The organism is Microbulbifer sp. THAF38 (assembly GCF_009363535.1).
Lineage (GTDB): Bacteria > Pseudomonadota > Gammaproteobacteria > Pseudomonadales > Cellvibrionaceae > Microbulbifer.
Genome location: NZ_CP045369.1, coordinates 3,344,186 through 3,358,774, shown reverse-complemented (window position 1 = coordinate 3,358,774; position 14,589 = coordinate 3,344,186). Strand labels below are relative to the sequence as shown.

Genomic DNA, 14,589 nt, shown 5'->3' with positions numbered 1-14,589 from the left:
ACTTTAGAGTGGGTGGTATGTGTTTTAAACTCCGCCCCTTTGAGCCTAATAAGGTTATGTACCGGTTACAGAGTGTGAATAGCGTAACCGGAATAACATGCGGTACAGGAGGTAGATGTGAAGAAAGCTGAGTATAAAATTGCCGTCGGGAAGTCTGGCTTTTCCAGTTTGGAAGAGGAAGTTACCCAGCTGCTGAATGAGGGCTGGAAGCCGATTGGTGGCTTGGCGTTTAATGCGGGTTACCCCTACCAAGCGATGGCGCGAGTGGTGAATGTTGCCAAGCCCTCTGACCATTCACAGAGCCAGGCCCAAGCGTTATCTGAAGGCGAACCTACCAGAAGGCAATCCAATGGTGCTCAGGATGCGATGCGCTTGATTGATGAGCTCACCTGAGATTATTAATTCGTAGACTGTTATACGCAGATATCTGGAGGCCACTTTACATCCCTGCAGTGATCAAGCCAATTGTAAGAACTCCCTTCCTGATTAACGGCTTCCTAAAGAAGAGGGAGTAGAGGCTATGATTGGCTCATTCCGATAGCTTGGACACACTGTGATTCTGTCAAATGTGCTCACCGCTAACGTCATCACTCGTACGACATGCTTTAGCTATAAAAGGATATTAAGCGTAAATGCGAAATTTTCTCGATATTGAAGCCCCCGTCATTGACCGCTTTGGCGGAAAGAAAGGGCTTACTGCCAGACTCACAAAGCCCAAACCCGCTAAAGAAATTTCAGCAATACCCAACAATCAATGGTTGTCTGCGGCTTCACGGGCTGTATTTCAAGCTGGATTCAGCTGGAAAGTGGTGGAGAAAAAATGGCCTGGTATTGAGCAGATTTTTTATGGTTTCGACCTGTCCTTTTGCCGATATCTCTCTGAGGAAGCTCTGGATGATTTGATGCGCCAGGAAGGCATGATTAAGCACTGGACCAAAACTCGCTCAATCCCGCGGAACGCTGACTTCTTCTGGCATTTATCCAATGAAAATGGCAGTTTGGGGGAGTATTTTGCTGGCTGGAATACAGGAAACTATGTAGAAAATCTGCAGTATTTACGGAAGGGTGGTGATCGACTCGGAGGCAAAACGGCTCAGGTTTTTCTACGTCGTATGGGGGTGGATACACTAGTCTTTGCCAGCGATACTATTCGTGCTCTAGTAAGAGAGGGGGTGGTAGATAAGTCCCCCTCTTCAAAAAAAGATTGGGCCGCACTGCAAGCCGCCATTGAAACCTGGCAAGGGCAGTCGAACCGCAGCTTAAATGAGATCAGCCAGATATTATCTTTATCTGTTGGCTAGCCGGTTAGGTTAAGTAGATGAAGCCCACTGCTTAAGCAGCTTAAAGAATGGGCTCCGAAAATCAGGAAGTAATAATACTAGAGCTAGGACCAACTATGGCTGAGGGCGAACACGAAAGTCTACTGAGAGTTCCGCCTCATAGATGACCTCATCAAATGTTTTACCCTGGCCAGATTCAAAAAAATCGCTCTCAGCACTGGCGCTGGAGATACGTGCAGCGGTGACAACTACTTCCTCTACCGCCATGGCGCCTTCAGTAGCTCGGTAATGGATGTTATCACCGCGAATACCAACAGGTGTCAGCTGGACACCAAGCGCCTTTTCATAATCCTCTTTCTGCTCCAGAATATCTTGCAGAGCCTTGGATTTAACCTTTTTGTTATACAAACGCTTTTCTGAATGCTCAAATGCAGTGTTTGCTATTTCAACTTCTCTGTTTTGGTCTGTGAGCTGCGCAATACTATGTAGTTGGTTTTCCTCGTTGATTGAAATAGTTATGCGGTTAACAACCTTATAACTCTTGGGCTTCTTGCCCATCCAGCCATATTGGGGTGAGGATGAGAACTTTGAGCTTTTAATATTTGTTCCCTTGATTCCAGCCTCTGTCAGGCTCTGATGCAATTTGGAGCGGAGCCTATGGTTGGCGGAAATCGCATCAGAAAGTAGCTCTTCTTCTGTTGTTACAATCAAGCTGACAATGGCCCTATCCGAATATGCAGTTTCTTCCGCACTGCCATGGATGGTAACGATATTCTCCGCTGGGTGGAGCAGTCCTCGCAAATCCTGGGGGGTTCCCCTGATTTCAGGAGCTGCCAGACAAAGGGTAGAGAATAGTAAGGGGAAGAACAGGAAAAACCACTTCATTTTACAGTATCCTTTTATTGAGGGTTATTGGTAAAGGCACTACTTTTATGATGGATGAAGTCCTTATTATATATGCATATCTTGCTTTCAGGCCCTAATAGATCAAAGGGTGACAATTTTTGTTAAAAGCTACGGTAATTGGTTGTTTTCTGTCTGTAAGTAATAATTTGGGTTATTAATGAGTCGGTATGAAGAAACACCCTGCCTTTTATTTTTTTCATTGTTAGTGCTTTGTTTAATGTCTTTTTATAGCTTTATTTTTCATTAATTGATGTTTTACTGATATATCGTTTCATTTTTGATCGTTTTGCTTCGGATTTTTACGTTTATATTGTTTTACTCAATAAACCTTCATGTACCTTGAATACTCCTTTCTTGATGTAGTCCACAGTTTCTGTTTCGGGTGGGTCACAGACAATCGATTGCAGAACTAATAAGGTCGCGGCTGTTCTTATCTGGGATAACTCAATTGCAGTAAATATCTCCAATTGTATTTATCTTAAAACGACTTACTGAGCGAGCAGGTTTCATGGCAATAATCTTTAATAAAAAGCTCTTGGCACTTTCACTAACAGTGATTTTGGCTTCTTGTAGTGGCGGTGGGGGTTCCTCTTCGGATGGTGAGGGATCTTCGGGGGATACTAGTAGTGGTCAAGGCAGTGGTCAGGGTACAGGACAGGGAGATACTCCGATATCTGATAATGTGGGTACTTCCGTTATGGTGGGCGATGTTGAAGTGACGGAGTTGGGGTTCGCCACACTAACCTCTGTGGATGTAACGTTGCCTGAGGCAATGAACAATGCTAAAGAGGTTTATCAAATGGCTCACTATATTGCTCGTACCGATGGTGAGGGTAATAAGGAAGATATTGATATTCCTATCCGCAGTTATGTTGCCACCTGTGCAGCAGATACTGAGACTCCGCGGATGTTTGTTTCTACTACTCTTGCTGAAGGTACCGATGTCGATGACACAACCAATGGCTCCGTCTACGAATTGAAATACAACCCACAAACTGCCGGCTTCGATCAGACTGGAAATGCAACTCTATTAAAACAGTGTTATGAATCGCATGGTATTGCTGTAAGTACGGATTGCTCCCGAGTAGCTGTCTTGTGTAACACCGGATACAGAGCACATGAAAACTACGATGTTCAGGATGATCTTGTAGAAAAATACGGTACAACCTTTATGAAAATGGAAGATAACCTCGATAAGGTGGAGGGTACTGATAAAGAAAAGAAATATAACAATCAGATATGGCTGATGGAGTGGGACAGTAAGCCTTTGCATGAAACACCAGATGCATATGTGGTTAGTAAAATCCACGGTGGTTCCCATGTTGGTACTGAAGAGCTGATATATGTAGATACAGATAGCCAAGGACGCTCCAGTTATGCTTTTTCTGCTTCTGGCCGTGTATTTGATGGGGGAGGTGGGTCCCATTATTCAGCAGGTCTTACAGTGATTAATAGAAATGACTGGTCTATGAACATGAGTGGTTCAGATAACCGCGGATGGGACTGGGCTTGTGGCAATGGACATGTGGTAAATATCCGCGCTTTTTACAATCCAGATAATGAAAGTTTTGGAGCCCTCTGTACTAGTGATTGGAATAACTCAATTAAAAGTACCCACGGTCAATTAGGTACCATAGCTATCAAAATGGAGTGGAATGATTCTTTTGAAGGTTATTTTAACCATTTCGTCCCCTCCACATCAGCAATGGTATCCAATGGGGGCGGACATACTGTTGTCCCGATAGACGATAAAACTAATTTATCAGTTATTGTTTCCCCCAAGTACATTGAAGATGCCGACATGGAGCGGTTTCTCTGGGATGAGGTAGGAGTAAATCCCAACGGCATCGGTCCGTTTGATGAAGATTGTGCAGACTACGATGCTACAAACTGCTTCTTCTCCTATATGAGTTATAATTCCTGGAATTCCGATAGCGATAACTATCCATCGATTTCCCGTCAGGGTTTGTATTCAGGCGATGCTTTGGATACGTCTTCCCTTACACGTATTGGAATTGCCAAAGTTGATGGCAACGGCAGTATCAGTGGACAGAGTTTTAAGTGGTTGGTTGAGGACCCTGATTGTCAGATCAGTGATCCGCAATTGGTTGACCTGAGAAATGGACGTTATTTATTGGGTTATGCCAAGTTCCAGTGCATTTCCGATAACCTTAGCTATCAGCGTATATACGCCAGTCGGGGCGCTATGCGTATGCTGGTCCCAAAAGCTTTTTACGTGATGGAAATTGATGCGAATCTCAACATCCTTGAAGGACCAGTTCAGCTCCCCAATCATGGCTGGGGAGGCTTGGACGAGCCAATGTATTTAGGTGATGGCAAGGTGGCCTGGAGCTATATCAAGAATCCTACTTATGAAAACTATGGTGGGGGGCAGCAGAATGTATGGCAGGCGATGATTTATCATTCTAAGAGTGCCAACTAAGATCCTAACTAAAAAAGTGATTGCAAATAAAAAGCCCAGTATTATTGCTGGGCTTTTTATTTGTCTGTGAGGTTACAGCTTTCTATAGCATTTCTGCATAAATAACCTCATGGTTGGAGGCGGTATTTAAATAGAATAAATTTTATACTCCTTTTTCGTATTTTGGGTATCTGCTACTGGTGAATTTATCGCTAATCTGATGTAAGTAGGGCCCCTGAGAATTCCCGAGTGGATCTTGAAAGTAGAGGTATTCCTCCACTTAAGCTTGGCCAAGACTCTCCTTCGAGGAATATTTTTACATTTGGAGACTGCGGCAAAGGGGTTGTGGGCGGTAACTAGAGATTATTCATATTTGGGCTTTAGGATATTAACTAACCTGCCTTCTAAGCTTCCCCAAGCTACTTTCCTGTCCGGCTCAAAAGTAAGCGCCAACAATTCGTACACTATTTGATCAGCAACAATTAATAAGTCTTTAAAAGTGGCTTTATCTAGTGAATGTTTTTTGCAGTGAGTTTATGAATTTGCACGCTTAAGGTAAAAATAGTTACGAATGAAACGAATAGTTTGTTTAAGACGTTCAATTTGACTGATTAGTCCGCAAGCCTGTCGCCCCCGGTTCTCGTTTGGCGCCTTAAGTCCTATATCCATTGAGCATCCCCGGATAACTTTCCGTGTCCAAAAATGACTCCGGCCAATAAAAATAATTTTTTGGGAAGTGTGACCTAGAGCCGGGAAATAAATATAAGGAAACAACAATGACTCTTTGTAAACGTTTAGGTGCAAGTCTCTCACTTGCACTGGCTGGCCTATTTGCTTCCGTTTCGGCAGCGGCAGATAACTGCTATATCCTGGTTCATGGCCACGGTACAGAAGGGCATGTCAAGCAGCGCACTAATTCCCAGGGGCAGCTCGAACAGCCGGCATTGGACTACTGGAGCGAGGCCTACTTCGATAAGTATCGCGGCAGTGACTTTATTGAGCAGTTACGTATCAATGGCGGTAACTATGGAGTGGTAGGTTATAATTCCACCGATGAGGGCGAAATGCCTTACTGGCATGATGGTACAGCCGGGGAAATTGCGCGGCAGATTATCGATATTCGCAGCGGTAAGGGAGATGGCTACCAACACGAAAATCAATGTAAAGCCGATGATACTTTTTGGGTAATTGCCCATAGCCAGGGTGCAACTCAGATGATGTATCTGGCCGGAAATGCCGTGCCAGGTTCTCCTTACTACAACCGCGCGTACAATCAATTCGACAGCAATACCATTACCGAGAGCAATAAGGTTTGCACTGGTAAGTGGTTCTGGAAAAAGTGTAAAACTGAGACCAAGACACGCAATATCGCCGGGCTGGATGACCGCTATGCGGTCAATGTGGATTTCGATAAGGCTATTACCGGTATTGCCGCAATTTTCACTACAGGGGGCGCGATTACTGGCACGGAGGGGGTCGATCGTCTGTGTAACGGTAGCTGGATTGAAAGCCTAATCAATGACTTGTTTATCGGTCGCGAGTGTGCCGCTGTGCGCTACCTGCAAACCAATGATGTTTATGCCGTGCGTAACTATGTGGGTACCAATCTGGCAGCTCCGGTTTATACCATTGGTGGCTATGCGGGCTTCCCCGGAATTGAAAGTGCAAGCTCTCTTTTGCTGGGTGGTGAGGATGATGGCTACATCAACTTGGCTTCACAGATGAACTGCTCAGGCTCTGCCAAGCGTAATCTCTACTCGAACCTGAAGGAATATAAAACCTTTCTGGGTATCGCTTATGGCAGCGCTACCTTCTCCTGTGACAACGATCACAAGGGTACCGCGCGCTCCTATAACCTAGCCAGTATCTATACTGACCACGATGCCCAGCGTAATGGCGGTATTATGTCTCCAGATTATACTGGTATCCCCAATGGTCTGAACTGCGGTACTGGTAAGAATAGTGCCGGCCGTATCGCTGCCTGTACACAGTGATTTCTCTAGGTGTTTTAAGCCTTTAAAAACTTATCAGGGACAGGCGTTAAGTCTCTCCCTGATATGCTCTCACAGGATGAAGCCCGCTCTTAGTAGCGGGCTTTGTTTTTGTAGGGGAAGTCTAATACTGCTCATGAGCTCCCCCCGCAGTTTGATGGTGTTGCTGTGCGATTTCGTCTCTGAAAATGACATTCAAACCTAAGCGGTAACTATCCGTACTATTTGCTGCGTGAGATCCTGCGGGAATGGTTTTAAATGTTATTTCCCAGGGCATTTCTTCCTGCTTGCTCCAGTGAGCATTCCAGGTAAGAGCGTCTCCCCTCAACTTTTGGGTGTCATTTTCACCACTGGTAATGACCAAATTCAAATCATCTCTGTTTGCACTGTGTGGTTTTCCATAAAAGAAATCTTTCTGCGGCAAGAAAGTTGGGTTGCTGGCTATAAAGCCCTTGAATAAATTTGGTCTGGTAAATGCGGTATAGAGCACGAAATGTCCACCTCTGCTCTGACCAAAGAGAACCCGTTGATTTGGGTCGGCGAGGTAGCGACTCTCCACGGTAGGCAATAGCTCTCCCTCCAGGAAATTGAGAAATTTCTCGGCACCGCCTCTCTCGGGATCGTTGTCGGCTGCAGGTAAGGAGAAATCATAGCTACGTTTATTAATCTCCGGATCGAAAGACCCATAGGCAATGCCTACCACAATAGCTTCGGGAACAAGATCATCGTAACTCAAAAACAGATGATTGGCGGCGAGTATTGGAAACAGAGAGTCCCCATCCAGTAAGTAAATTATGGGGTAGGATTTCTTTATTTCCTGTGTCTTTTGGTCACTATGATAGCCTTCCGGAAAGCGGATATAAATATGATAGGCGCGCCCCACATTTTTTGATTCCATCTTGAAATAATCTCCCTTTAATGCGGGCAAGAATTCCAGTGTGTGCGCCTGATTGAAACTAAGTTCACTCTCATGAGAGTCTGAGTAACATCCAGTCAGACTAGTTAACAATATGAAAAAGAATAAAGTGCTGATAAATGATTTCATTGGCTCCCCTATACTTATGGTACGAATGTTTAAGTCTTGGTGGTCACATTACTTCTTGTAGATCCAAGCTATAGTCTCAAGGGGCGGCACTATGGGCAATCTCAAACTGGCAGCGGGTAGTGATTTCCCGGTTCTGGATGTAGCAAAACTGGGAGGTGGGCAAATGCAATTGGGTAAGCCCGCAGGTGGTTTTCCCTGGCAAATGGTGGTGGTCTATAGGGGGAAGCACTGCCCTTTATGTACGAAATATTTGCGTGCATTGAATGCGCTATTACCGAGATATCATAAGGAAGGGGTTTTTGTTGTTGCTGTATCTGCTGATAGTGCAGATAAAGCTTTGCAGCATATGAGGGAGGTCAATCCAGATTTCCCTGTTGGGTTTGATTTGGCTATTCCGCAAATGCAACAACTGGGACTCTATATTTCCAACCCCAGGTCACCCCAGGAAACTGACAGGCCTTTCGCTGAGCCGGGAATTTTTGTGGTCAATGAAGCTGGTAGACTGCAGATTGTTGATATCTCCAATGCACCTTTTGCCAGACCAGACTTGCAGACCCTACTGATGGGGATCGAATTTATTCGCAATCCAGAAAATAATTATCCAATAAGGGGAACCTACTGAAGTCAATGCGACAAGGGTTTTTTCTCAGGGGGACGCAACAAAATCACCATGGTGATTTTGTTGCGAGAAGATATTTATTTTTGATACTGCTAATGCGACCTTTGTTCTGTGCAAGCTGGTTGTTGGAGAGTCACCGATTATCGTCGGTAAAATTAAAAATTGTCTAGCTCGTCGCGCAGATCGCTTTCCAGCGCCTCTGTGCCGGTGATCCATACACTTTTATCTGGCGCAGGAAATACGCCAATTTCAATATTGTCCTTACTCAATCCGGGCAGCCATTTCTTTAAAAATTGCGGCAGGGGAATACTTTTGGGCGTGAGTCCGGCTTCACTTTCTGCATAGGTGTTTGCAAACTCCGAGCTGGGCCATACCGGTAAATATTCAAAGCCGCCGTCCTCATCGGTATGGATTTTGAGAAAGCAGTTTTGGCTATCGACTAATATCCAGATTTCTCGCTCCTCACCGGTCATGCTCAGGAAATACTCATAGCGGTCTTCACAGCTTAGGTTAATTACTTTATTCAGTTCAGGAGTGGTCATATAAATTCACAGTAGCTGGTTAGTAGATAGGTGGAAATTTGAAACCTGCCCAATAGGTAGTGTAATGGTTACACCAGTCAAAGCGAGGCATTATGAGCGAATACAGGGAACTGTCCAAATGATTTGATGTGATGCTGAGTAATAGGAAGCCTAGAGGGGTTTTGTGGAATATAAATCTATGATTGGCATGAAGAGCAAACTGAGGTTTCCCCAATAAAAAAAACGGGCTGAAAGCCCGTTTTCAATACTTCTCTTCCTGTGAGCGACTACTTTTTCCTTTTGTAGTAATTCACTGGCCGGAAGCCTCTCTTACCACTGCAGTGCGCCGCCGGTCTGATATTCGATAACGCGGGTTTCAAAGAAGTTTTTCTCTTTGCGCAGGTCCATAATCTCAGACATCCACGGGAATGGGTTCTGTGCGCCTGGGAACTGTTCTTTCAGGCCCAGCTGGCTGAGGCGGCGGTTGGCGATGAATTGGAGGTATTCTTCCATCATATTCGCGTTCATACCGAGTACGCCGCGGGGCATGGTGTCGCGGGCGTAGGCCACTTCGAGTTCCATACCTTCGAGAATCATCTGGGTCACTTCCTGCTGGAATTCCGCCGTCCACAGGTGTGGGTTTTCCAGTTTGATCTGGTTGATCACGTCGATGCCGAAGTTCAGGTGCATGGACTCGTCGCGCAGGATGTACTGGAACTGCTCGGCAACACCGGTCATTTTGTTGCGGCGGCCCATGGACAGGATCTGGCTAAAACCACAGTAGAAGAAGATACCTTCTGTGACGGCATAGAAGGCGATCAGGTTGCGCAGCAATTCCTGGTCGGATTCTACGGTGCCGGTTTTGAAGTTGGGGTCACCGATCGCCTGGGTGTGGGACAGGCTCCAGGCCGCCTTTTTGGCAACGGCGGGCACTTCGCGGTACATATTGAAGACTTCGCCTTCGTCCATGCCCAGGGATTCTACACAGTACTGGTAGGCATGGGTGTGGATCGCTTCTTCGAAAGACTGGCGCAGCAGGTACTGGCGGCACTCCGGGTTGGTGATATGGCGGTAGATGGCCAGTACCAGATTATTGGCAACCAGGGAATCCGCAGTGGAGAAATAACCCAGGGAGTATTCCACGATACGACGCTCGTCCTCGGTCAGACCGTTGGGGTCTTTCCACATGGACACGTCTTTGTTCATGTTGATTTCCTGGGGCATCCAGTGGTTGGCGCAGCCATCCAGGTATTTTTGCCAGGCCCAATCGTATTTAAAGGGCACCAACTGATTGAGGTCGGCGCGGCAATTGATAATACGCTTTTCATCTACCTGGATACGGGCCGCGCCCATTTCCAGCTCTTCCAGTCCGGGCGCCGGGTCCAGGCTGGCAACGGCTGCGCGGGCGGCTTCAACGGCAGCGGAGCTGTTGCGGGGCGCAGCGCTGGCCGCCGGAGCTGCGGCTTTGGCAGAGTAGGAAGCGCTGGGTTCTTGCACGGATTTCGCCTGGGTTTTCGGCGCTACCTGCGCTTCCGTAGCTTTTTCGGATTGTTGGGGCTTAGTTTCGAAATCGTCCCAGCTCAGCATAGTTGGCCCTTTTAATCGGTCTCGCTATCGAAAATTCGATAATCATTTCTGTATTCTTCCTGGCGCTTTGTTCGCAGAGCGAAGCCAGGGATGGTATCCGGAATTCTCCGGCAGTGGTCATTCACTGCAGGTATTTTCAACCCGCGGGGGCACAAAATTTTTGTGCCAGATCAATTATTACTTTGCTTTTTCCCAAATATTATTTCGGGTTTTCTCCGCACGTTTGTGAGGTTTATGGCAAAGTTTTTTTGTGTGGTCTTTGTACTCAGCACATATCTGTGCGAGTTATTTAAAAACGCATTTGGGAAAAAGACGCAGACGATCCCCGGCCCGAAAATTCTTCCCGGCTTTTGGCTGCCAGGCGAGCCGGGGTCGTTGCGCATGGTCATGCCCGCACGTGCGGTTACGACGCTCTCCCCCGAGAGTGAGTGCTGGCCCCTTACGGGGCCAAATTTTTACTGACAGGCTTCGCAGTCTGGATCGTCCAGGGAGCAGGCCTGGGGCACTGCTGCCGGAGCCGGTGCAGCCTGTTCTGCGGGCGCTGCCGCAGCCATACCGTTGCTTGCGCCGTGTGCGCTTACCGCGTTCAGGGTGCCGCTGTTCACAGTGGATTTCTCTGTGGTAGTGGCAGCCAGGGCGCGCAGGTAGTAAGTGGTCTTCAGGCCGCGGAACCAGGCCATGCGATAGGTCAGGTCCAGTTTCTTGCCATCGGCGCCGGCGATATACAGGTTCAGGGATTGGGCCTGGTCGATCCACTTCTGGCGGCGACTGGCGGCGTCCACGATCCAGCGCGGCTCCACTTCAAATGCGGTGCGGTATTTCGCTTTCAGGTCTTCCGGTACGCGATCGATTTTCTGTACAGAACCTTCGTAGTATTTCAGGTCGTTAACCATGACCTGATCCCACAGGCCGCGATCCTTCAGGTCGTGTACCAGGTAGGGGTTCACCACGGTGAATTCGCCGGACAGGTTCGATTTCACATACAGGTTTTGGTAAGTCGGTTCGATCGACTGGGAAACCCCGGTGATATTGGCAATGGTCGCGGTGGGAGCGATCGCCATTACGTTGGAGTTACGCATACCCTGGGCTTTCACTTTCTCGCGCAGGCTGTCCCAGTCCAGGGTGGAGCTGGTGTCCTGCTCGATAAATTGTTGCCCGCGCTGCTCAGCCAGAATCTGGATGGAATCCAGTGGCAGAACACCCTTGCTCCACAGGGAGCCTTCGTAGGTCTGGTACTTGCCGCGCTCGGCAGCCAGGTCGCTGGAAGCGGAGATGGCTTCGAAGCTGATGGCTTCCATGGTGTTATCGGCGAAGGCCACGGCTTCGTCGCTGGCGTAGGCGATGCCGGCCTTGTACAGCGCGTCCTGGAAGCCCATCAGGCCCATGCCCACCGGGCGGTGACGCATGTTGGACTGGCGTGCACTTTCAACCGCGTAGTAGTTGATGTCGATAACGTTATCGAGCATACGCACTGCAGTTTTTACGGTATTGGCAAGCTTGCTGCGGTCGAGTTCACCGTTCTCACCAATGTGTTGAGCCAGGTTGACGGAGCCCAGATTACACACGGCGATTTCGTCGTCGGCCTTGGTGTTGAGGGTGATCTCGGTGCACAGGTTGGAGCTGTGAACCACACCGGCGTGTTGCTGCGGGCTGCGCAGGTTGCAGCTGTCTTTAAAGGTGATCCAGGGATGGCCGGTTTCGAACAGCATACCCAGCATCTTGCGCCACAGGTCGAGTGCGCGGATCTTCTTGAACAGACGTAGCTTGCCTTCGGCAGCCAGTTGCTCGTAGTGGTTGTAGCGCTCTTCGAATGCGGTGCCGAACAGGTCGTGCAGGTCCGGGCAATCGGCCGGGGAGAAGAGGGTCCACTCTTTGTCTTCGAACACGCGCTTCATAAACAGGTCGGGGACCCAGTTGGCGGTGTTCATATCGTGGGTGCGGCGGCGGTCGTCACCGGTGTTTTTGCGCAGCTCGAGGAATTCCTCGATATCCAGGTGCCAGGTTTCCAGGTAGGCACAGACAGCGCCCTTGCGCTTGCCGCCCTGGTTGACCGCTACTGCGGTGTCATTGGCCACTTTCAGGAAGGGCACTACGCCCTGGGATTTGCCGTTGGTGCCTTTGATATAGGAACCCAGAGAGCGCACCGGCGTCCAGTCGTTGCCGAGACCGCCGGCCCATTTGGACAGCATGGCGTTGTCACGGATGGCGCCGTAAATACCGTGCAGGTCGTCCGGTACTGTGGTCAGGTAGCAGGAGGACAGCTGCGGGCGCAGGGTACCGGCGTTGAACAGCGTCGGGGTGGAGCTCATGTAGTCGAAAGAGCTCAACAGGTTGTAGAACTCTACCGCGCGCTCATTTTTGTTTTCTTCGTTAATGCTGAGGCCCATGGCGACACGCATAAAGAAGATCTGCGGCAGCTCGAAGCGAATGTCATCGCTGTGCAGGAAATAGCGATCGTACAGGGTCTGCAGGCCCAGGTAGGTAAACTGGTGATCGCGTTCGCCTTTTAAGGCCTGACCGAGTTTTTCCAGGTCGAAGGTGGCCAGGGCCGGGTCCAGCAGGTCCAGCTCAATGCCTTTTTCCACGTAAGCGGGCAGGGCGGAAGAGTAGAGTTTTTCCATCTCATGCTGGGTGGCGCGCTCGGCGATATCGAGGAAGCGCAGGGCTTCGGAGCGCAACTTGTCCAACAGCAGGCTGGCAGTGGCGAAGGTGTAGTTTGGCTCTTTCTCAACCAGGGTGCGCGCGGTGATCACCAGCGCGGTGTTGATATCGTTTTCGGAGACGCCGTCGTACAGGTTCTTCAAAGCCTCGCTGAGGATGGCTTCGGCATTGACGTCTTTCAGGCCTTCACAGGCTTCGCTGACAACGGTGCGCAGGCGCTCCATATCCAGTGGAACGAGGCTGTCGTCGTCGAGTTTGACTCGAATGCTGGGGTGCGCATCGATAGCTTGTTCGCTTGATTTGGCGCTTTTTTCTTTTTCGGCGCGCAGGCGGGCGTGCTCTTCGCGGTAGAGTACATAGTCGCGTGCAACTTTGTGTTCACCGGCACGCATCAGGGCCAGCTCTACCTGGTCCTGGATCTCCTCGATATGGATAGTGCCACCAGAGGGCATACGGCGCTTGAAGGTAGCGCTGATCTGGCCAACGAGCTCTTCGACTTGCTCGTGGACACGGCTGGACGCAGCGGCGGTGCCGCCTTCAACAGCGAGAAAGGCCTTGGTGACGGCAACGGAAATTTTGCCGTCATCATAGGGGACAACGGTGCCATTGCGTTTGATGACACGGATCTGGCCCGGTGCGGTGGCAGCCAGAGTGGTGCCGTCAGTAGCCTGGTCGCTGGAGGTGCCCGATTTTGCCGCAGGCACGGTTTGAGAGCGCCCTGTCTCTGTGTGCATGTAAATCTCCGAAAGGTTTGTAATGTTGTCTGTCCGCGTGTGTTCACTAGAACAGCGCCACTGGACTGCGTGGCATGTGCGGAGCGGGTCCATCGCTTGGCCAGTGATTCCTCCCACACCGTGGAGGCACTGGAAACAGGCGGCGTGACGACCGGCTCTCAGTTAAGGTCTACCGGCTGCTGCCTGTGGCGGATAATTCCTTTCCGCCCGCTTACCTCTGATTCTGCTTTGAAAAAAGCAGCGTCTGGCACCGACCGCCAAAAGTGTGGCGGAGCGCCGGGATTCGCCCCTGGATTTGGGGATGCTCCAGGCCCTGTACCCCAATATATAGGGGGTCTGCCTCGAGTGCGCTACAAGATAATGCGGTAGGCGGGTCAGTTCAAGGCGAATAACTTTGTGGTTGTTTGTGGATAAATTGTGGGTAGGCGCGTTGAGTCAGTAGCCACTTCTGCGGCAGGGCCCGCCGCAGCTGGGGTGTGTGGTATTCACCGCTGTGCGGGAGGGGCCAATACAAGCTCTTACAATTTTTTTTAATAGCCGGGACGCTTCAAATTAACAACGGCAATAACCATTTTCGAATGAGCGCATTTTGAGCAAGTTGGTACTAAGTTGATCAATTTTGTGGCGTGAATTTTATGCTGATGCCCGCTTGTTTATTATTTGTCCACCTGTGGGATTCTGTTCGAATCTGTATTTAAGCGCCATATGAAGCCGAGCAATAAAACTGGATGATTAAGTTTTGTGCAGCTACCGATGGAGAGAGGTTGATAGGGTAGAGAAAAGGGCCGGCCGACAAGTAGTTAATGGCACCATCGACCGGCGT

At 49.1% G+C, this 14,589-nt stretch carries 10 protein-coding genes; 5 read left to right on the top strand and 5 right to left on the bottom strand.

Going from position 1 to position 14,589, the window contains the following annotated elements; translation table 11 throughout:
• The first annotated feature begins 117 nt into the window (after positions 1 to 117).
• Positions 118 to 393, top strand: a complete 276-nt coding sequence (locus tag FIU95_RS14500; RefSeq protein ID WP_152454447.1) for a DUF1737 domain-containing protein — start codon at positions 118 to 120, stop codon at positions 391 to 393.
• Positions 394 to 632: 239 nt separating this feature from the next.
• Positions 633 to 1,301 (top strand): DNA-3-methyladenine glycosylase I, encoded by a 669-nt coding sequence (locus FIU95_RS14495; RefSeq protein ID WP_152454446.1) that lies wholly within the window; start codon positions 633 to 635, stop codon positions 1,299 to 1,301.
• 93 nt (positions 1,302 to 1,394) lie between these two features.
• On the opposite strand, the gene FIU95_RS14490 is transcribed toward FIU95_RS14495, so the two are convergent.
• A complete protein-coding gene (locus tag FIU95_RS14490) occupies positions 1,395 to 2,165 on the bottom strand; it encodes an SIMPL domain-containing protein (RefSeq protein ID WP_152454445.1) in 771 nt (256 codons plus the stop codon).
• A 529-nt stretch (positions 2,166 to 2,694) separates the two neighbouring features.
• Between FIU95_RS14490 and FIU95_RS14485 the strand changes: the two genes are divergently transcribed.
• Together FIU95_RS14485 and FIU95_RS14480 are read left to right on the top strand one after the other, a co-directional pair.
• Positions 2,695 to 4,629, top strand: coding sequence for a hypothetical protein (locus FIU95_RS14485; RefSeq protein ID WP_152454444.1), 1,935 nt, complete (start codon positions 2,695 to 2,697; stop codon positions 4,627 to 4,629).
• 755 nt (positions 4,630 to 5,384) lie between these two features.
• Positions 5,385 to 6,602: a hypothetical protein gene (locus FIU95_RS14480; protein ID WP_152454443.1), complete on the top strand. Its 1,218-nt coding sequence runs from the start codon at positions 5,385 to 5,387 to the stop codon at positions 6,600 to 6,602.
• Between the two features lie 121 nt (positions 6,603 to 6,723).
• Here FIU95_RS14480 and FIU95_RS14475 read toward each other — a convergent pair whose 3' ends face one another.
• A complete protein-coding gene (locus FIU95_RS14475; protein WP_152454442.1) occupies positions 6,724 to 7,644 on the bottom strand; it encodes an alpha/beta hydrolase in 921 nt (306 codons plus the stop codon).
• 91 nt (positions 7,645 to 7,735) lie between these two features.
• Between FIU95_RS14475 and FIU95_RS14470 the strand changes: the two genes are divergently transcribed.
• Positions 7,736 to 8,266, top strand: coding sequence for a redoxin domain-containing protein (locus FIU95_RS14470; RefSeq protein WP_152454441.1), 531 nt, complete (start codon positions 7,736 to 7,738; stop codon positions 8,264 to 8,266).
• A 152-nt stretch (positions 8,267 to 8,418) separates the two neighbouring features.
• On the opposite strand, the gene FIU95_RS14465 is transcribed toward FIU95_RS14470, so the two are convergent.
• The 3 genes from FIU95_RS14465 to FIU95_RS14455 all read right to left on the bottom strand — a co-directional run bounded on the left by FIU95_RS14465 (position 8,419) and on the right by FIU95_RS14455 (position 13,766).
• A complete protein-coding gene (locus FIU95_RS14465) occupies positions 8,419 to 8,805 on the bottom strand; it encodes a DUF2750 domain-containing protein (RefSeq protein WP_152454440.1) in 387 nt (128 codons plus the stop codon).
• Positions 8,806 to 9,114: 309 nt separating this feature from the next.
• A complete protein-coding gene (locus FIU95_RS14460; protein ID WP_152454439.1) occupies positions 9,115 to 10,371 on the bottom strand; it encodes a ribonucleotide-diphosphate reductase subunit beta in 1,257 nt (418 codons plus the stop codon).
• A 455-nt stretch (positions 10,372 to 10,826) separates the two neighbouring features.
• A complete protein-coding gene (locus FIU95_RS14455; protein ID WP_152454438.1) occupies positions 10,827 to 13,766 on the bottom strand; it encodes a ribonucleoside-diphosphate reductase subunit alpha in 2,940 nt (979 codons plus the stop codon).
• Positions 13,767 to 14,589: the final 823 nt, after the last annotated feature.